The organism is Ralstonia sp. VS2407, from assembly GCF_052950655.1.
In genome coordinates, this window is record NZ_JBRFVG010000003.1 from 405168 (window position 1) to 430555 (window position 25388).

At 65.1% G+C, this 25388-nt stretch carries 25 protein-coding genes; 11 read left to right on the forward strand and 14 right to left on the reverse strand.

Annotated elements, in window-relative coordinates:
• Window positions 1–23 precede the first annotated feature (23 nt).
• A complete protein-coding gene (locus tag ACU8YE_RS07535; protein ID WP_446928429.1) occupies window positions 24–944 on the reverse strand; it encodes a DMT family transporter in 921 nt (306 codons plus the stop codon).
• A 141-nt stretch (window positions 945–1085) separates the two neighbouring features.
• Here ACU8YE_RS07535 and dapC point away from each other — a divergent pair, with 141 nt between their 5' ends.
• The 9 genes from dapC (at window position 1086) to ACU8YE_RS07580 (ending at window position 8390) form a co-directional block, all read left to right on the forward strand.
• Window positions 1086–2285 (forward strand): succinyldiaminopimelate transaminase, encoded by a 1200-nt coding sequence (gene dapC / locus ACU8YE_RS07540; RefSeq protein ID WP_446928467.1) that lies wholly within the window; start codon window positions 1086–1088, stop codon window positions 2283–2285.
• Between the two features lie 46 nt (window positions 2286–2331).
• Window positions 2332–3159 (forward strand): 2,3,4,5-tetrahydropyridine-2,6-dicarboxylate N-succinyltransferase, encoded by an 828-nt coding sequence (gene dapD / locus ACU8YE_RS07545; protein ID WP_024975807.1) that lies wholly within the window; start codon window positions 2332–2334, stop codon window positions 3157–3159.
• Window positions 3160–3219: 60 nt separating this feature from the next.
• Window positions 3220–3633 (forward strand): hypothetical protein, encoded by a 414-nt coding sequence (locus ACU8YE_RS07550; RefSeq protein WP_440818321.1) that lies wholly within the window; start codon window positions 3220–3222, stop codon window positions 3631–3633.
• 14 nt (window positions 3634–3647) lie between these two features.
• Window positions 3648–3992: an ArsC family reductase gene (locus ACU8YE_RS07555; RefSeq protein WP_316656073.1), complete on the forward strand. Its 345-nt coding sequence runs from the start codon at window positions 3648–3650 to the stop codon at window positions 3990–3992.
• A gap of 37 nt (window positions 3993–4029) precedes the next feature.
• Window positions 4030–5181 (forward strand): succinyl-diaminopimelate desuccinylase, encoded by a 1152-nt coding sequence (gene dapE, locus ACU8YE_RS07560; RefSeq protein WP_433867573.1) that lies wholly within the window; start codon window positions 4030–4032, stop codon window positions 5179–5181.
• 10 nt (window positions 5182–5191) lie between these two features.
• Window positions 5192–5710 (forward strand): class IV adenylate cyclase, encoded by a 519-nt coding sequence (locus ACU8YE_RS07565; protein ID WP_322016632.1) that lies wholly within the window; start codon window positions 5192–5194, stop codon window positions 5708–5710.
• A gap of 16 nt (window positions 5711–5726) precedes the next feature.
• Window positions 5727–6629, forward strand: coding sequence for a 50S ribosomal protein L3 N(5)-glutamine methyltransferase (gene prmB / locus ACU8YE_RS07570; protein ID WP_446928430.1), 903 nt, complete (start codon window positions 5727–5729; stop codon window positions 6627–6629).
• A gap of 328 nt (window positions 6630–6957) precedes the next feature.
• A complete protein-coding gene (locus ACU8YE_RS07575; protein ID WP_446928468.1) occupies window positions 6958–7602 on the forward strand; it encodes a DUF1326 domain-containing protein in 645 nt (214 codons plus the stop codon).
• Window positions 7599–8390 carry a DUF2182 domain-containing protein gene (locus ACU8YE_RS07580; RefSeq protein WP_446928431.1) on the forward strand — a complete coding sequence of 264 codons (792 nt, stop codon included), beginning with the start codon at window positions 7599–7601 and terminating at the stop codon, window positions 8388–8390. Before ACU8YE_RS07575 ends, ACU8YE_RS07580 begins: the two co-directional genes overlap by 4 nt.
• A gap of 50 nt (window positions 8391–8440) precedes the next feature.
• On the opposite strand, the gene ACU8YE_RS07585 is transcribed toward ACU8YE_RS07580, so the two are convergent.
• The 9 genes from ACU8YE_RS07585 to ACU8YE_RS07625 all read right to left on the reverse strand — a co-directional run bounded on the left by ACU8YE_RS07585 (window position 8441) and on the right by ACU8YE_RS07625 (window position 18380).
• Entirely contained in the window at window positions 8441–8800 is a 360-nt protein-coding gene (locus tag ACU8YE_RS07585) for a chitin-binding domain-containing protein (RefSeq protein ID WP_232042699.1), read from the reverse strand.
• Window positions 8801–9119: 319 nt separating this feature from the next.
• Window positions 9120–9935, reverse strand: a complete 816-nt coding sequence (locus tag ACU8YE_RS07590; protein ID WP_316656065.1) for a M55 family metallopeptidase — start codon at window positions 9933–9935, stop codon at window positions 9120–9122.
• 9 nt (window positions 9936–9944) lie between these two features.
• Window positions 9945–10973 (reverse strand): DmpA family aminopeptidase, encoded by a 1029-nt coding sequence (locus tag ACU8YE_RS07595; protein WP_446928432.1) that lies wholly within the window; start codon window positions 10971–10973, stop codon window positions 9945–9947.
• A gap of 1 nt (window position 10974) precedes the next feature.
• Window positions 10975–11874, reverse strand: coding sequence for a glutathione ABC transporter permease GsiD (gene gsiD, locus ACU8YE_RS07600; protein WP_232042696.1), 900 nt, complete (start codon window positions 11872–11874; stop codon window positions 10975–10977).
• A gap of 10 nt (window positions 11875–11884) precedes the next feature.
• Complete coding sequence (gene gsiC, locus ACU8YE_RS07605; protein ID WP_232042695.1) at window positions 11885–12808, reverse strand: glutathione ABC transporter permease GsiC; 924 nt, start codon at window positions 12806–12808, stop codon at window positions 11885–11887.
• Window positions 12809–12878: 70 nt separating this feature from the next.
• The gene (gene gsiB / locus ACU8YE_RS07610; RefSeq protein ID WP_260802555.1) at window positions 12879–14444 is read right to left on the reverse strand and encodes a glutathione ABC transporter substrate-binding protein GsiB; all 1566 of its coding nucleotides are present in this window, start codon (window positions 14442–14444) and stop codon (window positions 12879–12881) included.
• A gap of 37 nt (window positions 14445–14481) precedes the next feature.
• On the reverse strand, window positions 14482–16329 hold the full coding sequence (locus tag ACU8YE_RS07615; protein WP_440077122.1) for a dipeptide ABC transporter ATP-binding protein: 1848 nt from the start codon (window positions 16327–16329) through the stop codon (window positions 14482–14484).
• A gap of 81 nt (window positions 16330–16410) precedes the next feature.
• The gene (locus tag ACU8YE_RS07620) at window positions 16411–17373 is read right to left on the reverse strand and encodes an isoaspartyl peptidase/L-asparaginase family protein (protein WP_260802557.1); all 963 of its coding nucleotides are present in this window, start codon (window positions 17371–17373) and stop codon (window positions 16411–16413) included.
• A gap of 17 nt (window positions 17374–17390) precedes the next feature.
• Window positions 17391–18380, reverse strand: coding sequence for a MurR/RpiR family transcriptional regulator (locus ACU8YE_RS07625; protein ID WP_322016625.1), 990 nt, complete (start codon window positions 18378–18380; stop codon window positions 17391–17393).
• A gap of 240 nt (window positions 18381–18620) precedes the next feature.
• Between ACU8YE_RS07625 and ACU8YE_RS07630 the strand changes: the two genes are divergently transcribed.
• Together ACU8YE_RS07630 and ACU8YE_RS07635 are read left to right on the forward strand one after the other, a co-directional pair.
• A complete protein-coding gene (locus ACU8YE_RS07630; RefSeq protein ID WP_446928433.1) occupies window positions 18621–20558 on the forward strand; it encodes an ATP-binding cassette domain-containing protein in 1938 nt (645 codons plus the stop codon).
• 31 nt (window positions 20559–20589) lie between these two features.
• Window positions 20590–21696 carry a CaiB/BaiF CoA transferase family protein gene (locus ACU8YE_RS07635; RefSeq protein ID WP_446928434.1) on the forward strand — a complete coding sequence of 369 codons (1107 nt, stop codon included), beginning with the start codon at window positions 20590–20592 and terminating at the stop codon, window positions 21694–21696.
• Here the strand turns inward: ACU8YE_RS07635 and ACU8YE_RS07640 are convergent.
• From ACU8YE_RS07640 to alr, 4 genes are all read right to left on the reverse strand, one after another.
• Entirely contained in the window at window positions 21679–22197 is a 519-nt protein-coding gene (locus tag ACU8YE_RS07640; RefSeq protein ID WP_446928435.1) for a DUF523 domain-containing protein, read from the reverse strand. The two genes, ACU8YE_RS07635 and ACU8YE_RS07640, sit on opposite strands and share 18 nt — an antisense overlap.
• 16 nt (window positions 22198–22213) lie before the next feature.
• On the reverse strand, window positions 22214–22693 hold the full coding sequence (locus ACU8YE_RS07645; protein ID WP_232042687.1) for a disulfide bond formation protein B: 480 nt from the start codon (window positions 22691–22693) through the stop codon (window positions 22214–22216).
• A 111-nt stretch (window positions 22694–22804) separates the two neighbouring features.
• Window positions 22805–24175 carry a DNA repair protein RadA gene (gene radA / locus ACU8YE_RS07650; protein ID WP_024975828.1) on the reverse strand — a complete coding sequence of 457 codons (1371 nt, stop codon included), beginning with the start codon at window positions 24173–24175 and terminating at the stop codon, window positions 22805–22807.
• Window positions 24176–24243: 68 nt separating this feature from the next.
• On the reverse strand, window positions 24244–25368 hold the full coding sequence (gene alr, locus ACU8YE_RS07655) for an alanine racemase (protein ID WP_316868902.1): 1125 nt from the start codon (window positions 25366–25368) through the stop codon (window positions 24244–24246).
• Between the last annotated feature and the right edge of the window lie 20 nt (window positions 25369–25388).

The following is a 25388-nucleotide window of genomic DNA, read 5'->3' on the forward strand; positions in this document are numbered from 1 at the left end:
TTGATTTGCGAAACACCTGCAGCCTACTTGCGCCGCAACAGCCCCGACAGCGCGCCCGCCAGGATGATGCAAGCGCCACCCAGCATTTCTTGGGGAGACAGGCGCTCCGCTGTCAGCAGCGCCGACGACACGGCCGCCACCACGATTTCAAACAGCATCAGCAGCGCCGCGCGATTGGCCGGCAAGCGTTGCAGGCCGCGCTGCACCAGCGCATTGCCGCCGACCAGTACGCAGGCCATGCCCGCCAGCAGCAGCCACGTATTGCCGTGGGAAAAAGCCGCCGGCACCGAACGCACGCCATCGAGCATCAGCGCAGCCGGAAAACCCACCAGCGCGCAGCCGGTGAAGACGACCACGGTCCGCATCTCCGGGCGCATGGTCGGATGACGCTGCCCCGCCAGGCGTGACAGCACGTTGTTGCACGCAAATGCCAGCCCTGCAATCAGCCCCGCCCATTCCGCCGCTGAACCGGGCCACGGCGTGCCGGCCTCGCCCGACCACAGCATCATCACCGCCCCCGACAGCGCCAGCGCGAGCAGCACGCCGCCACGCCAGCCCAGCCGCTCGTGCAGCCACAGGCGCGCGAGCAGCGCCGTCCACACGGGCGTCAGATAGAACAGCAGCAGCACCCGCATGACCGTGCCGTGCACCGTGCCCCAGACGAAGCCCGCGTTGGTGATGCCCGCCGCCATCCCGAGCGCCGGGATCAGCCACGACCACTGGAACGTCGAAAAGTGACGACGCAGCACTACGGCGGCCAGCACGGCCGCAGCGGCACCCGTCATCGACGAAGCCAGCATGCTGCCGAGCCCCCAGCCGGCCAGCAGCCGGTACGGATACCAGGAAATGCCCCAGACCGAAGCGCCCAGGAGAATGAAGAGTGCCGCCGCCCATTGCGGCTCGTGGTGAGCGGACGCGTCCGCCGAGGAGGCTATCGATGTCATCTAAGCAATAAAAAAACGGCGGAAATCCGCCGCATGCAGCATTGTCTTGGGGCGGCCAGCACACGTTGGCCGTATAATTTCGGGCTTCCCGGCAAGCGCCAAGCTTGCCCGCTGACCAGCCCAACACCGCCGCCCAACACCGTGAATCCGCGTCTGTCCGCCCTCCAGCCGTATCCGTTCGAGAAACTGAAAGCGCTTGTGAAGGACGTCACGCCCAGCGCCGTCCATACGCCGATCAGCTTCGGCATCGGCGAGCCCAAGCATCCGACGCCGGCCCTGGTGAAAGACGCGCTGACGGCGGCGCTTGGCGGGCTGGCGAATTATCCCACGACGCTCGGTTCCGATGCACTGCGACAGTGCATCGCCGCATGGCTGGAGCGCCGCTACGGCTTGCCGAAGGTCGATCCGGCCACCGAAGTCATCCCCGTCAACGGCTCGCGCGAGGCGCTGTTCTCGTTCGCGCAAACCGTGATCGACGGCAGCAAGCCCGGCGCCCGCGTGCTGTGCCCGAACCCGTTCTACCAGATCTACGAAGGCTCGGCGCTGCTGGCCGGCGCCACGCCGCTGTTCGCCAACAGCGACCCGGCGCGCAACTACGCGCCCGATTTCGCCGCGATCGCGCCGGAAGAATGGCGCAACGTGCAGCTCGTCTTTGTATGCAGCCCGGGCAACCCGACCGGCGCCGTGCTCACGCTCGAAGACTGGAAACAGCTCTTCGCGCTGTCGGACGAATATGGCTTCATCATCGCCTCGGACGAGTGCTATTCCGAAATCTATTTCGACGAGGCCAACCCGCCGCTGGGCGCGCTGCAGGCCGCACACCAACTGGGCCGCGGCTTTGATCGCCTGGTGATGTTCTCGAGCCTGTCCAAGCGCTCTAACGTGCCCGGCATGCGCTCCGGTTTCGTGGCCGGCGACGCCAAGCTGCTCAAGGCCTACCTGCTGTATCGCACGTATCACGGCAGCGCGATGAGCCCGTCGGTGCAATCCGCTAGCATCGCTGCGTGGAACGACGAGGCCCACGTGCGTGACAACCGCGCGCAGTACGTCAAGAAGTTCCAGCAGGTCACGCCGATGCTGGCCCAGGTGCTGGACGTGGCCCTGCCCGATGCGGCCTTCTACCTGTGGGCCAACGTCAAGCGCACGGGGCTGTCGGATACCGAATTCGCACGCCAGCTGCTGGCTGCAAAGAACGTCGCCGTCCTGCCGGGCAGCTACCTCGCGCGCGAGGCGCACGGCACGAATCCGGGCCAGGACTACGTGCGCATCGCGCTGGTGGCCGGCGTGGACGAATGCCTGGAAGGCGCACGCCGCATCGTCGAGTTCTGCCAGCAGCGCTGACTCCCCTTACTTTTTTTCCCGAATTTCTCCTAGAGCGAACACAGCCATGACGCAACAACTGCAATCCCTGATCGATCAAGCGTGGGAAGACCGCGCCAACCTGTCGCCCAAGGCCGCTCCGGCCGATGTCCGTGAAGCCGTCGCCAACGTGATCGGCCAGCTCGATCGTGGCGCGCTGCGCGTGGCCGAGAAGAAGGACGGTGAGTGGATCGTCAATCAGTGGATCAAGAAGGCCGTGCTGCTGTCGTTCCGCCTGGAAGACAACGCGCCGATGGCTGCCGGCGGCTTCACGCAGTTCTACGACAAGGTGCCGAGCAAGTTCGCCAACTACACGGCAGAAGACTTTGCCGCGGGCGGCTTCCGCGTGGTGCCGCCGGCCGTGGCGCGCCGTGGCTCGTTCATCGCCAAGAACGCCGTGCTGATGCCGTCGTACGTGAACATCGGCGCTTACGTTGACGAAGGCACGATGGTCGACACGTGGGCCACCGTCGGTTCGTGCGCACAGATCGGCAAAAACGTTCACTTGTCGGGCGGCGTGGGCATCGGCGGCGTGCTGGAGCCGCTGCAGGCCAACCCCGTCATCATCGAAGACAACTGCTTCATCGGCGCCCGCTCGGAAGTGGTGGAAGGCGTGATCGTTGAAGAAAACTCGGTGATCTCGATGGGCGTGTACCTGGGCCAGTCGACCAAGATCTACGACCGCGAAACTGGTGAAGTCAGCTATGGCCGCATCCCGGCGGGCTCGGTGGTGGTGGCGGGCAACCTGCCGTCGAAGGATGGCACGCACAGCCTGTACTGCGCCGTGATCGTCAAGAAGGTCGACGCCAAGACGCGCGCCAAGGTGGGCCTGAACGAGCTGCTGCGCGGCGATTAAGCATCGGCGCAAGGCATGCCTGCTAGTCTTGCGGGCATGCCAACCACTTGAAGCCCAGCCATGTCCGAACGCAATGCCACCGGCACCCGCTTCGGCACGCTGCGCCAACGCATCATGGGTCTTGATCCAAACACCATCGGGACTGTCCTGTCGCTGCTGCCCACCATCCTGGAGCAAGCGAACAAGACCATCGACAAGTTCAAGAACCGCAAGAAAACCGGGACCGAGCCTGCCCGCGGAGAAGGCGCCGCGCCTGACCCGAATACACGGATTGCCGAGCTGGAAGCGGCGATCCTGCAGCAGGCCGAGTCCGTCAAGCTGCTGGCCGAACAGCACGCCATCACCATCGACGCGTTGCGCGACGAAGCCGCGCGGCTGGAGCGCCGCCTCAAGCGCATGACGTGGATGGCGTCCATCGGCTTTGCCTTGGCCGTTGTTGCCCTCTCGTTTGCCCTGCAAGCCTCTCGACACTGATTGCGAATCCCACCATGACGACCCTGCACGGCATCCCCAATTGCGACACCGTGAAGAAAGCCCGCACGTGGCTCGAATCGAACGGCATTGCCTACACCTTTCACGATTTCAAGAAGCAAGGCGTGAGCGCCGACATGCTGGCCGGCTGGCTCAAGCATGTGCCGCTCACCACGCTGCTCAACCGCAAGGGCACCACGTGGCGCGCGCTGTCTGACGCCGACAAGGCCCGCGCGGAAGACGAAGCCGGCGCCATCGCGCTGATGCAGGCCAACCCGTCGCTGATCAAGCGGCCAGTGCTCGTGCACGAAAAGAGCGTCAACGTCGGCTTCTCGGCGGATCAGTACGCCGCCCTGTTCTAACCACAACAACATCACCGTGACTGTCGTCATGTCGAACATGCAGCCCACGCTTGCCCTCACTGAAGACCTGATCCGCCGCCGCTCCGTCACGCCCGAAGACAAGGGTTGCCAGGACGTGCTGATCGAACGCCTGACCGCAGCCGGCTTCGAATGCGAAACCGTGATCAGCGGCCCGGACCACTTTCGGGTGACCAACCTGTGGGCCGTCAAGCGCGGCCGGGCCGGCACCGACGGCAAGCTGCTCGTTTTCGCAGGCCACACCGATGTGGTGCCCACCGGCCCCGTGGAACAATGGCACTCCGACCCGTTCGAACCCACGCACCGCGACGGCAAGCTCTACGCCCGCGGCGCGGCCGACATGAAGACGTCCATCGCCGGCTTCGTGGTCGCATCAGAAGAATTCGTCGCCAAGCATCCGGACCACGCCGGCTCGATCGGCTTCCTGATCACCAGCGACGAGGAAGGCCCGGCGCACGACGGCACCGTCAAGGTGTGCGACCTGCTGCGCGCACGCGGGGAACGCCTGGACTACTGCGTGGTCGGCGAGCCGACCTCCGTATCCACACTCGGCGACATGGTGAAGAACGGGCGACGCGGTTCGCTGTCGGGCAAGCTCACGGTGAATGGCGTGCAGGGCCACATCGCCTACCCGCATCTGGCCAAGAACCCGATCCACCTGGCTGCCCCGGCGCTGGCTGAGCTGGCCGCCGCCAAGTGGGACGACGGCAACGCCTACTTCCCGCCGACCACGTGGCAGATGTCGAACATCCACGGCGGCACGGGCGCGACGAACATCATTCCCGGCCACGTCACGATCGACTTCAACTTCCGCTTCTCGACCGCGAGCACACCGGACGGCCTCAAGGCGCGCGTGCACAGCATTCTGGATGCGCACGGCCTCGACTACACGCTCGACTGGACGCTGGGCGGCGAGCCCTTCCTGACCGAGCGAGGCGACCTCTCCGAAGCCCTGTCCTCCGCCATCCAGGCCGAGTGCGGCGTGACGACCGAACTGTCGACCACGGGCGGCACGTCGGACGGCCGCTTCATCGCCAAGATCTGCCCGCAGGTGATCGAGTTCGGCCCGCCGAACGCGAGCATCCACAAGATCGACGAACACGTCGAAGTGGCGTTTATCGAGCCGCTGAAAAACGTGTATCGCCGCGTCTTGGAAACGTTGATCGCCTGAGGTTGCCCCGATGGCGCGCAACGTCGAGATCAAGGCGCGTGTGCGCGATGTGGCGGCACTCATCGAGCGCGCGGCTGCCATCGCGGATTCCGGCCCCGAACGCATCGAGCAGGACGACACGTTCTTCGCCTGTACGAACGGGCGCCTGAAGCTGCGGCAGTTCTCGCCCGAGCGCGGCGAGCTGATCCACTACTTCCGCGCCAACAGCGCCGGCCCGCGCGTGTCGGACTACCACATCGTTCCGACCAGCGCGCCCGACGCGCTGCGCGACACGCTGGCCGCCGCCATCGGCACGGCCGGCCGTGTCATCAAGGTGCGCCAGCTGTATCTCGCCGGCCAGACGCGCATTCATGTCGATGCAGTGAAAGACCTCGGCGATTTCGCCGAACTCGAAGTCGTGCTGCACGATACGCAGTCCGAAGACGACGGCGTGAAGATCGCCCACCAACTGATGCACGCCCTCGGCATTGCCGAATCCGACCTGCTCGACGTGGCCTACGTCGACCTGCTCGCTGCCACCCAACGCTGAGCCATACCCGTCAACCATGACCACGCCTACCCTCCCCGCCTCCCACCCGTTCACCACCGTCCGCGATCTGCTGCGCTACGCCGTATCGCGCTTCACCGCCGCCGGCCTTGTTTTCGGCCATGGCAGCGAAAACGCCTACGACGAAGCCGCTTACCTGATCCTGCACACGCTGCACCTGCCGATCGACACGCTGGAGCCCTTCATGGACGCGCGCCTGCTGCCCGAAGAAGTGGCCGCCGTGCTGAAGGTGATCGAGCGCCGCGCCGTCGACCGCGTGCCCGCCGCGTACATCACGCACGAGGCGTTCATGCACGGCATGCGCTTCTACGTGGACGAGCGCGTGATCGTGCCGCGCAGCTTCATCGGAGAACTGCTCGAAGACGGACTGGAACCGTGGATTGACCAGGAGGACGGCCCGACCGATGTGCTGGAGCTGTGCACCGGCTCGGGCTGCCTGTCGATCCTGGCGGCGCTGCAATGGCCCAATGCGACGATCGACGCGGTGGACCTGTCGCCGGATGCACTGGTGGTGGCCAATCGCAATGTCGACGAATACCACCTGCAAGACCGCATCCGCCTGCATGAGGGCGATCTGTATGCGCCGCTGCCGCCGGGCGTGCATTACGACGTGATCCTGACGAACCCGCCGTACGTGAACGAGGCGTCGATGCAGGCGCTGCCACCCGAATACCGCGCCGAGCCGCGCATGGCCCTGGCCGGCGGCACCGACGGTATGGACATCGTGCGTCGCATTCTGGCCGATGCGCCACGCCATCTGAAGCCGCACGGCGTGCTGGTTGTCGAGATCGGCAACGAGCGCGAAAACGTTGAAGCGGCGTTCCCCGATCTTGATCTGGTCTGGCTGCCGACCAGCGCAGGCGAAGACCAGGTATTCCTGGTCACGCGCGAGGCGCTGTAAGACGCTGAGCCAAGCGCGCCTCCTGCCATTGCAGCAGGCGCGTTCCGTATCGCTGGCAAGGCAACATCCGCAGCCGGAACAGCCGCAACGGTTTTGCGCTTCGGCATCGCGGGGCATCGAGCGTTGCGCCGCAAGATGCATCCCCGGCCCATCGTCCATGCGGTCCAATCCCCGTCTTGACTTCCCCTCGCCGTGCACTAGGGTCTGATTATGCGTGGAAGGTGCGCACGCCGTAAGCCAGCCGCCCCAGTTTCAGTCCACGCAATCCGTCGTCCTACGACGACGCGCGTCAGGCGCGCACGCGCCTGGAAGAGGCAGGAGAACCACCATGACTCCGTGGGAAATCCAAGGGACTGAGCTCATCAACTGCAATTGCTCATACGGCTGTCCGTGTCAGTTCAACGCGCTGCCAACCAAAGGTATCTGCGAAGCAATGGGCGCGATCTCGATCGACAACGGCTACCACGGCGATGTGCAACTGGACGGCGTGAAGATCGCGCTCTTGTTCCATTGGCCCGGCCCCATCCACGAAGGCAAAGGCAGATGTCAGCCGATCGTCGACGAGCGCACCACCCCGGCACAACGCGAAGCCATCCTGAAAATCATGGCAGGGCAAGATACCGAACCGTTCGCGACGATGTTCTCGGTATTCGCGTCGACGTTTGAGCAGGTATTCGATCCGATCTTTACGCAGATCGACTACGACGTCGATGTCGATGCCCGACGCGGCCGGATTCATGTCGATGGCATATTCGATACCGTTGGCGAACCGATCCGTAATCCGGTGACGGGCGCCGAACACCGTGCCCGCATCGATCTGCCGCACGGCTTCGAATACGAACTGGCCGAGGTTGGCTCCGCCACCAGCCACTCACAGGGCAACATCGCGCTGGATCTCAAAAATTCTTACGGGCAATTCGCGCGACTGCACCTGAACAACAAGGGACCGATTCGGCATCGCACCGCTGCATGAGCGGCCTCGAAAGCGTCCTCCAACGCGAGCGCGCCATCACGGGACTCGGCATCGTTGCCGTAGTCACGCTGTCTTGGTGGTATCTGTGGACGGGTGCAGGCATGGGTATGTCCGCACTCGACATGACGGCGTTCACGCTGTTTCCGCATCGATTGCCTGGCGGCATCGGCGGCATGGATGCATCGTTGCCCACCGTGACCCTGATGTGGTGGGTGATGATGACCGCGATGATGACGCCCAGCGCGGCACCGCTCATCTTGCTGTATCTGCGTGTTCTGCGGCACCACGGCACGGCCGAGGCCAGGTCGGCAATCCTTTCGGTGAGTCTTCTGGCCGGTTACCTGGTTGCGTGGCTGGCTTTTTCCCTGGGTGCGGCATCCCTGCAGATGGCGCTGCAACCGACGGGCCTCATTTCAGAAATGATGCTGTGGTCAAAGAGCGCGGGGCTCTCCGCAGCGGTGCTGGCAGCGGCGGGGGCGTATCAGTTCTCTGCGCTCAAGCGCGCGTGCCTGGCGCAGTGCCGCTCGCCGGTGGGCTTCCTGACCGCGCATTGGCGCCCTGGCGCGGCAGGCAGCTTCTTGCTGGGCATGCGCCACGGCGCGTATTGCGTAGGCTGCTGCTGGGTGCTGATGGCCTTGCTCTTTGTGGGCGGCGTCATGAATCTCGTCTGGATTGCCGCTCTGTCACTCGTCGTCTTTGTGGAGAAGATCCTGCCCCGCGGCGAACACGTCGGCCGCGTGCTGGGCGCCGTGCTGATTGCCTGGGCAGGTGCCACGCTGCTGGTTTGATCCCGTGCGGCCGGCAATGCGGATTGTCCGGATACCGCGCATGGCAGCCGTCAGGACTTCACCTCATCACATGCGTCTTTCACGACGCAGATGGAAAAGCGCTTATCGAACACCTGACCGCTCGGGCAGTGGTCGAAGACGGCTTGCGACTGGGCGTCGCAGGTGGCGTAGGCGGTGGTGCAGTTGGTGCGCACGGGTTGCTTGGGACCGCGGTTGGTACCGTCGTCGATCATGAAGCGGCCCGATGGCGCGGGGCATTTGAATTCAGCGGCGGCCTTGGCCAGTGCGGCGGCAGCCTTTTCGGCCTTCGACGTCTGCGGCGTGGGCGGATTGGCCGGGGACGGGCGGCGGTCGCAGGCCGTTAGTGCTAGCGCACACAGCAGCATGCCGAGTGTGAGTGCGCGGGTCATGGGGGGCTCCTTCGGGGTTGGGTGTCCTGAAGTTTACGCTGCGATGTGCGTTTTTGGTCTATCCCTGTTTCGTCCCCTGCCGGGGCCGACCTACTTTCTTTGTCTTGCCAAAGAAAGGTAGGCAAAGAAAGGCGCGCCCGAGATGGCGACTTCCCCTTGAATTTCTGTAACCGGGCGGAGACGGGGAAAACTCGCTGCGCTCAGACAGTTCCCCGTCTTTCTTCCGCCCGCTTACAAAAATTCAAGGCGCCATCTAGGGCATCAACGGCCAAACCGTCTGAGTGCGTGGGATGGCGCCATGACTTGCGCCACACCTTTCTCAGCGGAGCATCGCTGACATGGCAGAGAGGCTGTTGAGCATGCGCACGGCGTGCTCGACCGAATCGGCCGCGAAGCGCAGCATCGTGCCGTCGACGCGTTCCAAGGCGGGCCATTGGCAGAACAGGTCGGCCTGTGCGGGCGTTTGCGTTTGCAGGCGGCAAACGATCGGTGCCTGGAGGCGCAGCGGCATGCTGAAGTGCCCGCGCTGCACCGTTGCCTTCACCGCCGCGTAGATGGCGTCGCACGACTGCTCAGGCGAGAGCGACGTGCCGGCGTTCTGGCCTTCGGCCTGCTTGGTCTCGACAAACGTGGTGTGCGGCAGCAGCGGCTTGGTTTCCTTGATGAACACGTCGTCGCCGCTGGCAACGGCCACCGGCACACCGCGCTCGCCGGCGAGGGCGCCGTAGAGGCCGGCTTCGCCCAGCTCCTGCTCGTTGAACCAGACGCGCGCAAACGCGAAGCTGTTGATGGTGTGTGCCAACACGCCGCGGCTGCCCGCGCGCGCGTGGTAGCCGATCATGCAGACGGCGTCGCAGCCGTCGACGCCGGCCATCATGCTGAGGTAGCGCGGCTTGCCGAGAACGAAGCGTGCGCGGCGGTCGATGGAATCGGGGATGAGGTTGCGGAAGCCGCCGTGCGAATCGTTGACGAGTACGTCCGTGGCACCGCCATCGAAGGCGCCGCGGACGGCGGCGTCGGCTTCGGCGGTCATCCAGCGGCGGGCGCGTTCGTACTCAGCGTTACCGGCACGCGTTTGCTCGGGGTGGAACACGTTGGCCACGCCTTCAATGTCGGCGGAAATCAGGATGCGCATGGAGTCAGGTCAGAGCAATTCGGTCAGGGCGCGGCGCGTGTTGCCGTCTCGGCCGGTGACGGCGGTCGCGTGGAACAGCGCGTGCACGATGGCTTGTTCGACGCTGTCGGCGGCGGCCTGGAACAGCGGGTCGAGGTGCGATTCGTGGGTCATGGCGACGGCCGGCATGGCGCGTGTGCCTTCGTGCGGCACGGTGTAGGCGGTGGAGAACGCGAGCGCGATGTCGCCGCTGCCATGGCCGAAGACGGAGCCGGTACGCGCCAGGCCGGCGCCCGCGCGCAAGGCGAGGCGGCGCAACTGGCGGGCGTCCAGCGGCGCATCGGTGGCGAGCAGCATGATGATCGAACCTTTCTCGGGCTCTGGGGCAACGGCGGCCAGCGCTTTTGCCAGTTCCTCTCCGACACTGCGTCCCGCAAGGGTCAGGTTCTGCATCACGCCAAAGTTGGACAGCACCAGCGCACCGACCGTGCGTTTGGCGCCGTCGGCAAGCGTCACCACGCGTGAGGCAGAACCGATGCCGCCCTTCACGCCGAACGATGACATCCCACGCCCTGCCCCGACCGCGCCCTGCTCGAACGTTTGGGCTGCCGCAGCGTAGGCCGCGTCGTAGTGCACGTCCTGCACGGCAAACGCCTGCAGGTCGTTCAGGTAGCCGTCATTGCATTCGAAGACGAGCGGGTTGACAGTCGACCATGTGCGGCCGATCTGCGGATTGGCCGCAACCGCCTGGCGGATCTGCGCCTGCGCCACAGCGCCCACGGCAAACGTGTTGGTCAGCGCGATCGGCGTTTCCAGCACGCCCAGCTCATCCACCTGCACCAGGCCGATGCTCTTGCCGAAGCCGTTCAGCACCACGCTGGCGGCCGGCACCTTGTCGAGGAACGAGTCCCCGGCGTGCGGGCGCACCACGGTCACGCCGGTCTGGATGTCGCCGCCGGCAATCGTGGCGTGGCCGACGCCGACGCCGGCCACGTCGGTGATGCTGTTGCGCGCACCGGCAGGCAGCGCGCCGATGTGTGGAATGGTGAGGCGCGTCATCTCAGCGACGGTCGATCTTCGGATCCAGCGCGTCGCGCAGTCCGTCGCCCAGCAGGTTGAATGCCAGCACGGTCAGGAAGATCGCCAAACTCGGGAAGATGGCCACGTGCGGTGCCGTCACCATGTCGGCGCGCGCCTCGTTGAGCATCGCGCCCCACTCTGGCGTGGGCGGTTGTGCGCCCAGGCCCAGGAACGAGAGGCTGGCTGCGGTGATGATCGAGGTGCCGATCCGCATCGAGAAGTACACGACGATGGATGAAATCGTGCCCGGCAGGATGTGCCGCATGATGATGGTCCAGTCCGACGCGCCGATGCTGCGCGCAGCTTCCACATACGTCAGGTGCTTGAGCATGAGCGTGTTGCCGCGCACCAGCCGCGCAAATGCCGGAATGCTGAACACCGCCACGGCAAAAACGACGTTCATCATGCCGTTGCCCAGGATGGCCACAATGCCGATCGCCAGCAGGATGCCCGGGAAGGCGAACAGCACGTCGGAGATGCGCATGACGATGCGGTCCCACCAGCCTTCGTAGTAGCCGGCCAGCAGGCCGAGCACGGTGCCCACGATGGCGCCGATAATGACCGACACGAAGCCCGCTTCCAGCGAGATGCGCGTGCCCATCAGGATGCGGCTGAAGATGTCGCGGCCCAGCGAATCGACGCCGAACCAATGCTGCGCCGACGGCCCCGCGTTGAGCGCGTCGTAGTCGAAATAGTTTTCCGGATCGAACGGCACGATGTGCGGCGCGAGGATGGCGATCACCACCAGCGCGATCACGAACACACCGGCGCCCATCGCCAGATGCTGCTTGCGGAACTTGCGCCAGAACTCGCTCCACGGCGTGCGGACGGGCTCTGCAGCGGTTTGCGGCGCGACCGCCACGCTTGTTGCCTGTGTCATGGCGGTCTCCTTACTTCTTGTAGCGGATGGTCGGATTGATGATCGTGTAGAGCACGTCCACCACCAGGTTGATCAGGATGAATTCCAGCGAGAACAGCAGCACCTCGGCCTGGATGACGGGGTAATCGCGCATCTCCACTGAATCCACCAGCAGCCGACCGAGGCCCGGCCAGTTGAACACCTTCTCCACCACGATCGAGCCGCCCAGCAGGAAGCCGAACTGCAGCCCCATCATGGTCACCACGGGAATCATCGCGTTGCGCAGGCAATGCTTGATGACGACCACCGTTTCGCGCACGCCCTTGGCCCTGGCGGTGCGCACAAAATCTTCCTGCAGCACTTCGACGAACGAAGCGCGAGTGAAGCGCGCCATCACGGCAGCCACCGCAGCACCCAGCGTGAGCGAAGGCAGGATGTAGTGTTTCCAGCTCTCGGCGCCGATGGACGGCAGCCAACCGAGCTGCACCGAGAACACTTCCATCAGCAGCATGCCCAGCGCGAAAGCCGGAAACGAAATCCCCGACACCGCCAGCGTCATGCCCAGGCGATCCGGCCACTTGTTGCGCCACACGGCCGAAGCAATGCCGATGGCCATCCCGAAGATCACCGCCCACACCATGCTCGCAATCGTCAGGTTGAGCGTCGGCATGAAGCGATCTCCGATCTCTTCGCTCACCGGACGCTTGGTACGGATCGAGTTGCCGAACTCGCCGCGCACGGCGTTGGCGAAGAAGCGCACGAACTGCTCGTGCATCGGCTTGTCCAGGCCCAGGTCTTTGCGCACCAAGCCAACGGTCACGTCATCGGCCTCGGGGCCGGCCGCGAGCCGGGCCGGATCACCCGGCAGCAGGTGCACGAACAGGAACACCAGCACTGCCACGATCAGCAGTGTCGGGATCACGCCCAGCACACGTTTAATGAAGTAGTTCAGCATGGCAAATCCACCGCAGGCGGCAATTCAACGGCCCGCGCAACGGCTGCGCGGGCCGGTACGGCAATGAAACTTACTGCTTGATGTCGATATCGTCGAAGCTGAACGAGCCGTCCGGTGCCACGTAGGCACCCGAGAGGCGCTTCGAACGCGCGTAGATGATCTTCTCGGTCACCAGGAAGGCCCACGGTGCGTCTTCCCAGATACGCTTCTGGGCGTCGGTGTAGAGCTTCGACTTTTCAGCACGATCGGTGGTGCGCAGTGCGCCGGCAATGTCGGCATCGACCTGGTCGTTCTTGTAGTACGCCGTGTTCAACGATTTAGGCGGCATCGACTCGGAAGCCAGCAGCGGACGGAGTGCCCAATCCGATTCACCCGTCGACGACGACCAGCCTGCGTAGTACATGCGCACGCCGGCGTCTTCCGGCTTGGGCACGCTTTCCACGCGCTCGACGCGCTGGCCGGCTTCCAGCGCCTGCACCTGAGCCTTGATGCCGACCTGGGCCAGTTGCTGCTGCACGAACTGGATGATCTTCTGCGCCGTCGTGTGGTTGTAGGCCGACCACAGTTGCGTCTCGAAGCCGTTCGGGTAGCCCGCTTCCTTCAGCAGCTCTTTCGCCTTAGCCGGGTTGTACGGCCACGGGCCCAGCTTGACCGCGTAATCCACGCCCTGCGGCACCACGCCGTCGGCTGGCACGGCATAGCCCGAGAACGCCACCTTGGTCAGCGCATCCTTGTTGATGGCGTAGTTGATGGCCTGACGCACCTTCGGATTGTCGAACGGCTTGACGCGCGTGTTGAACGACACGTAACGCTGGATGATGGAAGGCGCGGCGATCAGGTCCACCTTCGGGCTGTTCTTGAGTACGGCCGCCTGCTCGAACGGAATGCTGAACGCGAAATCCGCCTCGCCCGTCTGCATGACGGTGGCGCGCGTGTTGTTGTCTACCACCGGCTTCCAGGTGATGGTGTCGATCTTGGGCAGCCCGTGCTTCCAGTAGCCGGCGAATTTCTTGCCCTTCAGATCATCGGTCTGCTTCCACTCGACAAACTCGAACGGGCCGGTGCCGACCGGGTGGAAAGCAATGTCCTTGCCGTACTTCTTGAGTGCCGTGGGCGAAATCATCGCGGCCGACGGGTGCGCCAGCACGTTGATGAACGGCGAGAACGGCTCCTTGAGCGTCACGCGCGCGGTGTACGGGTCCACCACTTCGGTCTTGGCGACACGGTTGAACAGGGTGTAGCGCTTGAGCTTGTTGGCCGGGTCCGTCACGCGGTCCAGGTTGGCCTTGACGGCGTTGGCATCAAACGTGGTGCCGTCGTGGAACTTCACGCCCTTGTGCAGCTTGAACGTGTAGACCAGGCCGTCCTTGCTGACCTCGTAGCTGTCGCACAGCACGTTGACGAGCTTCATGTCCTTGTCGAAGCCGAACAGGCCTTGATAGAACGACTTGGCGGCGCTGAACGACAGCGTGTCGTTCGCGTCGTACGGGTCCATCGTGGTGAAGGTCGAGTAGACCGCCATCACGGCGTCCTTGGCGGCAAAGGCCGGCATGGTGAATGCCGCCAGCGCCAGGCCGCTGGCAACCATGGCTGCGCGCGGGCCGAATGCGACTCGGTGGGCAAAGCGATTGAACATTTCCTTCCTCCTCATCAAAGATGACGTCTCACTGCATTCAATAAGCGCCGCCAATCGAATGGCGGGCAACAAAGTGGTCTGGCGCCACTTGCACCAACGGCTGCACCACCGGCAGGTCGCCAATGGCACGGATCGGGCTGGGAATTTCGTGCGTGGAGAGTTCACGCTTCAGGTGACGGCGGGCCGGGTCCGCAATCGGCACGGCTGACATCAGCTTCTTCGTATAGGCGTGCTGCGGGTTTTCGAAGATGGCGCGGCGCGGGCCGATCTCGACGATCTGGCCGAGGTACATCACCGCCACGCGATGGCTGATGCGCTCCACCACCGCCATGTCGTGCGAGATGAACAGGAACGCAACGCCAAACTCCTTCTGCAGGTCGAGCATCAGGTTGACGATCTGCGCCTGGATCGACACGTCCAGCGCCGACACCGACTCATCGGCAATCACCACCTTCGGGTTCAACGCCAACGCACGCGCAATGCAGATGCGCTGGCGCTGGCCACCCGAGAATTCGTGCGGATAGCGCGACGCATGTGCGGCCTGCAGGCCCACCTTGTCGAGCAGCCATTCCACGCGTTGCTGCGCCTCTTTGCCGGAGGCCACCTTGTGCACCAGCAGCGGCTCCATGATGGAGTAGCCGACCGGCACGCGCGGGTCCAGCGAGGCGAATGGGTCCTGGAAGATGAACTGGATGTTTCGGCGCAGCGTCTGGAGCGCGGGCCCCTTTAACTCGCCGATGTTCTGGCCGGCAAATTCGATGCTGCCGCTCTGGCTGTCCACCAGACGCAAGAGCGACCGTCCCGTCGTCGACTTGCCGCAGCCCGATTCGCCGACCAGCGCCAGCGTCTCACCAGGGTAGAGATCAAAACTGACCTGCTCCACGGCATGCACCCGGCGCGTGACGCGGCCAAAGATGCCCGTGGGCACGTCAAAGCGCGTGACGAGATCCCGCACACGCAAAATGGGTTGCACATCGTGCGACGCCGCCGGTTGCGGTGTCGTGTCGACCGCAGCGGCCGTGCCATCCACACGCAGCAGCGGAAAACGCGCTGGGCCATCGGTACCCTGCATCGAGCCCAAACGCGGCACGGCTGAGAGCAGCGCACGCGTATACGGATGAGCAGGCTGTGCAAACACGGTGGCAGATGGCCCCTCTTCCACGCGGTCGCCCTTGTACATCACGAGCACGCGGTCGGCCACCTCCGCCACCACGCCCATGTCGTGCGTGATGAACACCACCGCCATGTGCAGCTCTTGCTGCAGCGCGCGGATCAGTTGCAGGATTTCGGCCTGGATGGTCACGTCCAGCGCGGTGGTCGGCTCATCCGCAATCAGCAGCGACGGTTTGCAGGACAGCGCCATCGCAATCATCACGCGCTGACGCATGCCGCCCGACAGCTGGTGCGGATAGCGCCCCAGCACGTTGCGCGCTTCCGGAATGCGCACCAGCTCCAGCATACGCAGCGCCTCGGCCTTTGCCTGACTATGCGTCCTCCCCTGATGCAGACGAATCGACTCGGCAATCTGCTCGCCCACGGTAAACACGGGGTTGAGCGAGGTCATCGGCTCCTGGAAGATCATCGCGATGTCGGCGCCGCGCACGCCGCGCATGGCAGCGGGGCTGGCGCTGGCCAGGTCCAGCACTTCGCCGTTGCGGCGGCGCAGATGCATCTGCCCGCCGATGATCTTGCCGCCGCCGTGTTCCACCAGCCGCATCAGCGCCAGCGACGTCACCGACTTGCCCGAACCCGATTCGCCCACCACGGCCAGCGTCTCACCCCGGTCGACGTGGAACGACAGGTTGCGCACCGCGTCGACCACGCGCTCGGAAGTGGCAAAGCGCACACTCAGGTCTTGCACTTGCACGACGCGCTGATCGGGCATGGCAATGACGCTGCTGGCACTGGGCTGTTTGGTTGCTGTCACGACAAATCTCCTGCTGTCCGGCTTGGCGGGTTCGGCTTCTTACCGATAGATCGACACAACGGGCTCTTGCGCGCCGCGTGCGAACCCGCGGTACATCCCTTCGGTGTTGAACGGCAACGCGACGTTGCCCTGCGCATCCACGGCGATCAGGCCACCGCGGCCATTGATGGCCATCAGCTTGCGCATGACCACGTCGTCGGTTGCATCGGCCAATGACTTGCCGGCGTATTCCATCTGCGCGGCAACGTCGTAGGCAGCTACGGCGCGCATGAACATCTCGCCCGTGCCCGTGCACGACACCGCCGCCACGTTGTTGGCAAAGCAGCCAGCGCCAACGATGGGCGTATCGCCCACGCGGCCGACCTTCTTGTTGGTGACGCCGCCCGTGGAGGTGGCGGCCGCCAGGCGCCCTTGCGCGTCGCATGCCACGGCGCCCACGGTGCCGAACTTGCTGTCGGGGTCGATGGGTGCGGCTTCCTTGGCCACGAGCGACGCGGCATCGTGATCGAGCAGCGCCATGCCGTCCTGCTGGCGGGCGCGCTGCCATTGGGCGTAGCGCGCTTCGGTGTAGTAGTAGTCCGGCTCGACAAACTCCAGGCCCTGCGCCTGTGCGAAGGCCTCGGCGCCTTCGGAGGTGAACAGCACGTGTTCGCTGCGCTCCATCACGGCGCGAGCGGCGAGGATCGGGTTGCGCAGGCGCTTGACGCAGGTGACCGCGCCGGCCGCCAGCGTGGCGCCATCCATGATCGACGCATCGAGTTCGTACGTGCCTGCGCTGGTGAGCACCGAGCCCTTGCCGGCGTTGAACAGCGGGCACTCTTCGAGCAGGCGCACCGCTTCGGTCACCGCATCCAACGCGCTGCCGCCGTCCATGAGAATGCGCTGCCCAGCGGCCAGGATGTCATGGAGCGCTTGTTGGTAAGCGGCTTCCTTGTCGGCACTCATGGCCGTGCGGGTAATGGTGCCGGCGCCGCCGTGGATGGCGAGGATGGGCGTAGTCATGCTTGGCTCGATGTCAATCAGTTTTCAGCGGTGCGTTTGCGGCCGCGTCGGGTGGTCGTCGGGGTGCCGGGGGTGCCTGCGGCATCGTTGGCGCGGGGCGCTGGGGCGGTATGCAGCCACGGCAACACAAATTCAGTGAGTCGCTCGGCCGATTCCAGAGAGTGCGCAGAGCGATGCGCCACCGCGCCGCACAGTGCTTCGAACAGCGCCACGGCAGCCGTGTCAGATGTGGCTGAGAACTGCCGCTCCGGCCGCGCATACAACGCAATGTCGGCCAGCGGCGCGAGCGGCGATGTGGGGCTGTCGGTCAGGGCCAGCAGTTGGCAGCCTTGCTTGCCGGCCTGCTTGGCCAGCGTGATGGTGTCGGCCGCATAGCGCGGGAATGCGATGGCGATCAGCAGATCCTTCGGCCCGATCTTGCGCAGTTGGCGCGCCGCGTCCGATGCGCCGCCCGGCTGCGAAACGGAGATCACCGTGTCGCAGTACAGATCGAGCCCATGGCGCAGCAGACCCGCCAGATAGCCGCTGGCGCCAAAGCCCATCACGTAGATGCGCTGTGCGCCCAGGATGGCGTCGACCGCGCGTTCACACGCTGCGGGGTCGAGCATGCGGCGCGTAGCGTCAAGATTGGCGATGTCTTCGTTGAGTGAGGCGGCAAAGATCTCCGCGCTGGTGGCCGGGCGTGCCAGCTCGTGGCGCAGTTTTTCCACCGGCGCGAGCGTCGCCTCGAAGCCGCGCAGCAGCCCCGCACGGAACTGCGGATAGCCATCAAAGCCCAGCGCCAGCGCAAAGCGGTTGGCCGTGGCAATCGACATGTCCACCGCAGCGGCAAACTCGTCGATGCGCATGGTGGCCGCGCGGAACGGGTTCGCCAGCACGTATTCCGCCATGCGCTGGTGCGCCGGCGTGAGCGTGGCCAGGGCCGCACCAATGCGCTCGGAGACCGTCGCGTCGGCAGCGAATGCGCCTTTCGACACATCCGTGCGCTTGCTGGTGGATTTCGCCATGTTCCTGGGCCGTGAAAATTTTGTGTAAATGTATTTTCACGAATCAACCGTGTAAAGAAAAAAACTTTCATGAAGGCCTATGGTTTTCCCTAGGTCCAATACCGCCGCACAGATTGCGGGCGAGCGCGGCCTCGCCACGGTGCAATGCACCAGTCCAAACGCCGGCGGTGCGCCAGGATCGTGCAACGCAGCACGCTACAATCGCACCCTTCTCCGATTTGCCTTCAAGCGCAGTTTTTCGTGATCCGATTCGACGACCTCGTCCTCCAGCGCGGCACCAAGGTGCTGTTCGACCACGCCACCGCCACCCTCAACCCCGGTGAACGGGTCGGCCTTGTCGGCGTGAACGGCAGCGGCAAATCCACGCTGTTTTCCATGCTGCGCGGCGAGCTGCACGCCGACGGCGGCGAAGTCGCCATCCCGCCCACCTGGCAGGTCGCCCACGTGGCGCAGGAAACCCCCGCAGTCGACCGCAGCGCGCTCGACTACACGCTCGACGGCGATACCCGCCTGCGTGACATCGAACGCCGTCTCGCCGCGGCCGAAGCCGCGCACGATGGCCATGCGCAAGCTGAAGCCCACACCGCCTTTGCCGATGCAGACGGCTACACTGCCCCGGCACGCGCGCAGGCGCTGCTGCTCGGCCTCGGTTTCACGATGGCGCAGACCACGCAACCCGTGGCGAGCTTCTCGGGCGGCTGGCGCATGCGTCTGAATCTGGCGCAGGCGCTGATGTGTCCGTCCGACCTGCTGCTGCTCGATGAGCCGACCAACCACCTGGATTTGGACGCCGTGGTCTGGCTGGAAGACTGGCTGTCGCGCTACGCCGGCACGCTGGTCATGATTTCGCACGACCGCGAATTCCTCGACGGCGTGTGCAACGTCACGCTGCATATCGAAAACCAGAAGCTCAAACGCTACGGCGGCAACTACACGCAGTTCGAGACGCAACGCCTGCAGCAGATGGCGCTGCAGGAAGCGTCGTACGCGCGGCAGCAGAAGCAGATTGCGCATCTCGAATCGTTCATCACGCGCTTCAAGGCCAAAGCCAGCAAGGCCAAGCAGGCGCAGAGCCGCGTCAAGGCGCTGGAGCGCATGGAGCGCCTCGCGCCCGTGCATGCGGCGGCGGGCTTCTCGTTCGAATTTCGCGAACCTGAGGCGGCGCCCAACCCGATGCTCACGTTTGAAGGCGTCGATTGCGGCTATCCGGGCCCGAGCGCTGATGAGCCCATCACCATCCTCAAACACCTGACGTTCTCGATCCAGACGGGCCAGCGCATTGGCCTGTTGGGTGCCAACGGCCAGGGCAAGTCGACGCTGGTCAAAACGCTGGCCGAAACGCTGGCGCCGCTGTCCGGCACGATCCGGCGCGGAAAGGGCCTGCAGATCGGCTACTTCGCCCAGCACCAGCTCGAAACGCTGGACGACCATGCCTCGCCGCTGCTGCATCTGGCTCGCCTGGCGCCCGACGTGCGCGAGCAGGAACTGCGCGACTTTCTCGGCAGCTTCAACTTCCGCGGCGACATGGCGACCTCGCCCATCGAGCCGTTTTCTGGCGGCGAGAAAGCGCGCCTGGCACTCGCCCTGATCGTCTGGCAGCGCCCCAACCTGCTGCTGCTTGATGAGCCGACCAACCACCTGGATCTCGACACGCGCGAAGCGTTGACGATGGCACTCGCCCAGTTCGACGGCACGCTGATCCTCGTCTCGCACGACCGGCATCTGCTGCGCGCCACGACCGACCAGTTCCTGCTCGTCGGCCAGGGCACCGTCGCCCCGTTCGATGGCGATCTGGACGACTACCGTGACTGGCTGCTCAAGCAGGCCGCGGCCAAGCGCGCAGCCGCCAGCGCACAGGCTGCTCCGGCCGACGCCGATGGCGCGCCGGCCACCAACCGCCGCGATCAGAAGCGCGAAGAAGCCGCCGAACGTCAGCGCCTGAATGCGCTGCGCAAACCGCTGCAAAAGAACGTCGACGCCATCGAAAAACGCATGGCGCCGCTGCAGAAGGAAAAGGCCGAACTCGAAGCCTTCCTCGCCGACGGCGCCGCGTATGAAGAGGCCAACAAGGCGCGCATGATGGAAAGCCTGCGCCGGCAGGCCGAGCTGAACGCCGAACTCGACGAACTCGAAGAGCGCTGGCTCGAACTGCACGAACAACTCGAACAAATCAATTAAGGCTGGCGTGCCCGGCCAAGGAGACCTGTTGATGACATCGCCCTCGCCGGACACCGCCACGCACCAGCCACTGGCCGGCGTGCGCGTGCTCGACCTTACGCGCTTGCTGCCTGGCCCGGCCGCCACGCGCCACTTGGCTGACCTTGGCGCAGAAGTCATCAAGATCGAAGACCCCAGCCCCGGCGACTACGCGCGCGACATGATGCGCACCTCCGCTGACCGCGCGGCCGAACGCCCGAGCCTGTTCTTCCGCTCGCTCAATCGCGGCAAGACCGAAATGCGGCTCGACCTGAAACGTGCCGAAGACCGCGACGCGCTCATCGAACTCGTACGCCACGCCGATGTGCTCATCGAAAGCTTCCGCCCTGGCGTCATGGCGCGCCTCGGTGTCGGCTGGGACACGCTGCGCGCGGCCAACCCCGCGCTCGTCATGTGTTCCATCAGCGGCTACGGCCAGGACGGACCGCTCGCACAAGCCGCAGGGCACGACATCAACTACGTCGGCTATGCGGGCATGCTCGATCAGCTCGCCAGCGCGGACGGCACGCCCATCGTCCCCAACGTGCAGATCGGCGACCTGCTGGGCGGTGCGCTCACGGCGGTGGTCGGCATCCTGGCCGCGCTGGTCGACGCGCGCGCCACCGGCCGCGGCCGCTATGTCGACGTTTCCATGACGGACTCGGTATTCGCGCATAACCTGATGGCGTTCTTTGCTGTCGGCACGCGCGGCAAGGCCAGCCCCGCCGGCAGCGATCTGCTCAACGGCGGCGTGCCGTGCTACGGCGTATATCGCACGGCGGACGATCGCTTCATGGCCGTCGGCGCACTCGAATTGAAGTTCTGGCAGGTGCTGTGCGAAGTCATCGGCAAGCCTGCATGGAAAGACAAGCACTGGGCGCTCGGCCAGCGCGTCGGCGGCGACGAGGCACGGGCCGTTCGCGACGAACTTGCTGCGCTGTTCCTAACCGCCACGCAAGCCGAATGGACCGAACGTTTTGCCGATGCCGATTGCTGTGTCACGCCCGTGCTGCGCATGGAAGAAGCACTGCAGCATCCGCTCTTTGCCGAGCGCAACAGCGTCGTGAAGGAGAACGGCGAGCCCGTGCAGCTCGCCCTGCCGCTACGGTTTGGCGACTGACGAATCCGCCCGATCCAGCGTATCGAGCAGGCGAGCGGCGTCTTCCAACTGGTGCTGGCTGAACACGCGGATGCCGTGTTGGCGGAGCAGCGCAGCGGTGACGCCCTCGCCATGCTGCAACTGGCTGGAAAACGTGCCGTCGTAGAGGAATGCAGAACCGCAAGACGGGCTGCGCTCGGTGAGCACGGCGACTTGCACGCCGGCAGCCAGCGCCGCCTGCAGGGCGCGTTGCGCGCCCCGTACAAACGCTTCGGTGACGTCATGACCGTGGTGTTCGACGACACGGGCTGCGCCGCGCAGCACCGCCGCACCACCGCCTTCGCCGTGAATTTCCGCGGGCAGACGCGGCACCGGCAAACCGCCGGCCATCTCGGGGCACATCGGCACGATGCGCCCTTCCATCTGCCAGCGCGCCAGGATGCCGCCCTCGGTGACGACCGTGCCGCCGTCATAGCGCACCGGCTGGCCCAGCAGGCAGGCACTCACCAGCACGCGTTGCATGATCGGCGGCCCCGGCTCAGCGGCGCTCGCGGCGGATCATCCCCACCACCAGCGTGAGCGACAGAATCACCAGCCAGATCAACGACCACACCGGCACCGACAGGCCCAGCACCGGCGGCATCGGCCCGACGCACAAGCCATCGGCTTCGAACACCTGCGGCAACCATTTGGCAGTCGGCAGCGCGTTGACCCAGTTTTCGATCGGGTCGATCCCGCACGTTGCCTTCGGATTCAGCAGCAGCGAGACGTGGTACCCCGCCACGCACAGTCCCGCCAAGCCCGAGAGCATCCCGAGCCCGTGCCACAACAGCCGCGTGGCCGACGACAGCGCCGCCAGCAGCGAGAACACGCCAATGCCCAGGAACGCAAACCGCTGGAGGATGCACAGCGGGCACGGCTGCAGCCCCTCAACGTGCTGCAGGTACAGCGCATAGCCGACCAACCCGAAGGAGATCACGGCAATCAGCAGGAAAAAGGCGCGCGAGTTGGCTTGCATGGCGGCGTCAGTTCAGAGGGAGTCGTGGAGAAAAGTTGGCGGATTATCGCACCGCAACGGCACGCGCATTTTCAAATGGCACCAGCGATACCGTTGCGAAATTTTGAACGATCAAGCCTCCAGCGCCCGCACGCGGTCGATGGCCTGCTCGATACGTTCAACGGCAATAACCTCCAGCCCGTCGATCGCCTGCTTCGGGGCGTTGGATTTCGGGATCACGGCAATCGAGAAGCCCAGCTTGGCGGCTTCCTTGAGGCGCTCCTGGCCGCGCGGTGTCGGGCGGATTTCTCCTGCAAGGCCGATCTCGCCAAACACCACCAGCCCACGCGGCAGCGCCTTGTTGCGCATCGACGAATGAATCGCCAGCAGCACCGCCAAGTCCGCCGCCGGTTCGGTAATCTTCACGCCGCCCACCGCGTTCAGGAACACGTCCTGGTCAAAACACGCAATGCCGGCATGACGGTGCAACACCGCCAGCAACATCGCCAGGCGGTTCTGCTCCAGGCCCACCGCCAGACGACGCGGGTTCGGCACGTTGGCTGTATCCACCAGCGCCTGGATTTCGACCAGCAGCGGCCGCGTACCTTCCTGCGTGACGAGCACGCACGAGCCCGGCACCACCTGCTCGTGCTGCGAGAGGAACAGCGCCGACGGATTGGCCACGCCGCGCAGGCCGCGCTCCGTCATCGCAAACACGCCCAGCTCGTTGACGGCGCCGAAACGGTTCTTGAACGCCCGCACCAGCCGGTAGGCGGAATGCGTGTCGCCCTCGAAATACAACACCGTATCGACGATGTGTTCGAGGACTCGCGGGCCCGCCAGCGCGCCCTCCTTGGTTACATGGCCGACCAGAATGGTGGTCACATCCAGCCGCTTGGCAATGCGCGTCAGCTGCGCCGCGCACTCGCGCACCTGGGCCACGGAGCCCGGCGCCGAGGTCAGCGCCTCCGAATACAGCGTCTGGATCGAATCGATGACGACCACCTCGGGCTTTTCCACCTCGATGGTCGCCTGGATGCGCTCAAGCTGGATCTCCGCCAGCAGCGCAAGGTTCGGGCTTTCGATGCCCAGGCGGCGCGCACGCAGCGCGATCTGCGAGCCGGACTCTTCGCCGCTCACATACAGCACCCGCCGATCGGCCGACAGGTTCGACAGCGCCTGCAGCAACAGCGTCGATTTGCCGATGCCCGGATCACCGCCGATCAGCACCACACCGCCGCTGACAAGGCCACCGCCCAGTACGCGGTCAAATTCGTCGATGCCGCTGGAGAAGCGCGGCACATCCACCGCGTCGATGTCCGACAGCTTGCGCACCGTCGCGCTGGATGCGAGCGACTGGAAGCGCGCACCGGCACCGGACGTCGGCTGCGCGACGGTTTCCACCAGCGTGTTCCACTGCTGGCAATTCGGGCACTGCCCCGCCCATTTCGGCGCCGTACCGCCACATTCAGTGCACGTATAGACCGTCTTGCTCTTGGCCAAACAACCCCCTGCTTGCGGCACCGCGCCTGGGCGGCGGCCGCTTGATCTTTGTATTGATGGTGCCGCGCTCAGGCAGCCTTACCCAGGTCGCTGGCGTCTGCCGTGCTGACCGGCTCGACCGACACGGGCACGCGCGGCGCCAGTGCGCACATCAGCTCATAACCGACCGTGCCGGAAGCGTGTGCGACGTCGTCGATCGGCAAGCCTTCGCCCCACAGCGTGACGGGTGTGCCGACACGCGCCTCGGGCACGCCGGCCAGGTCAACGGTAATCATGTCCATCGACACCCGGCCCACGATGTGCGTGCGCACGCCATCGACCAGCACCGGCGTATGGTTGCCGTCCCAGCCCGGCGCATGGCGCGGGTAACCATCGGCATAACCGCACGCGACGATGCCGATGCGCATCGGGTGCTCCACGGTAAAGCGCGAGCCGTAACCAATCGTCGCGCCCGGCTGCAGATCCTGGATGGCGATCAGTTCGCTCTTGAGCGACATGGCGGGCATCAGGCCCGTGCCGTCAATGTCCGCCGCCACGCCCGTCGGCGATGCGCCGTACATGATCACGCCCGGGCGCACCCAGTCACGATGCGCCTTCGGATGCCACAGCGTGGCCGCGGAGTTGGAAAGCGACGCCTCGCCCGGCAAACCTTGCGTAGCCTGCTCAAACGCGACAAGTTGATGCTCGATGCCACGCGGGCCGTCGGCATCGGAAAAATGCGTCATGTGGACGATCGTGCCGACGCCCGAAATGGCGCGGGCGCGTTCCCATGCAGCGCGGTAGGCGGCGGGCGCGAAGCCCAGGCGGCTCATGCCCGTATTGATCTTGAGCTGCACGCTGATGGGGCCCTTCAGGCGCGCCAGTTCCAGCATGCGCAGCTGCTCTTCGCAGTGAACGGTGGTGGTCAGGCGGTACTGCTCGACGATGGCCAGATCTTCCGGCTTGAAAAAACCTTCGAGCAAGAGAACCGGCCCCTGCCACCCGAGCTGGCGCAGGCGGACGGCCTCGTCCAGGTCGAGCAGACCAAAACCATCGGTCTGGCGCAGACCTTCATACGCGCGTTCGATGCCGTGGCCGTACGCGTTGGCTTTAACGACAGCCCACACGCGCGAATTGGGCGCATGGCGGCGGGCAACCTGGAGATTATTGGCAAGTGCTGGGCCGTGGATGACGGCCTGGATGGGTCTTGGCATGACGGCAAACCTGCAAAACG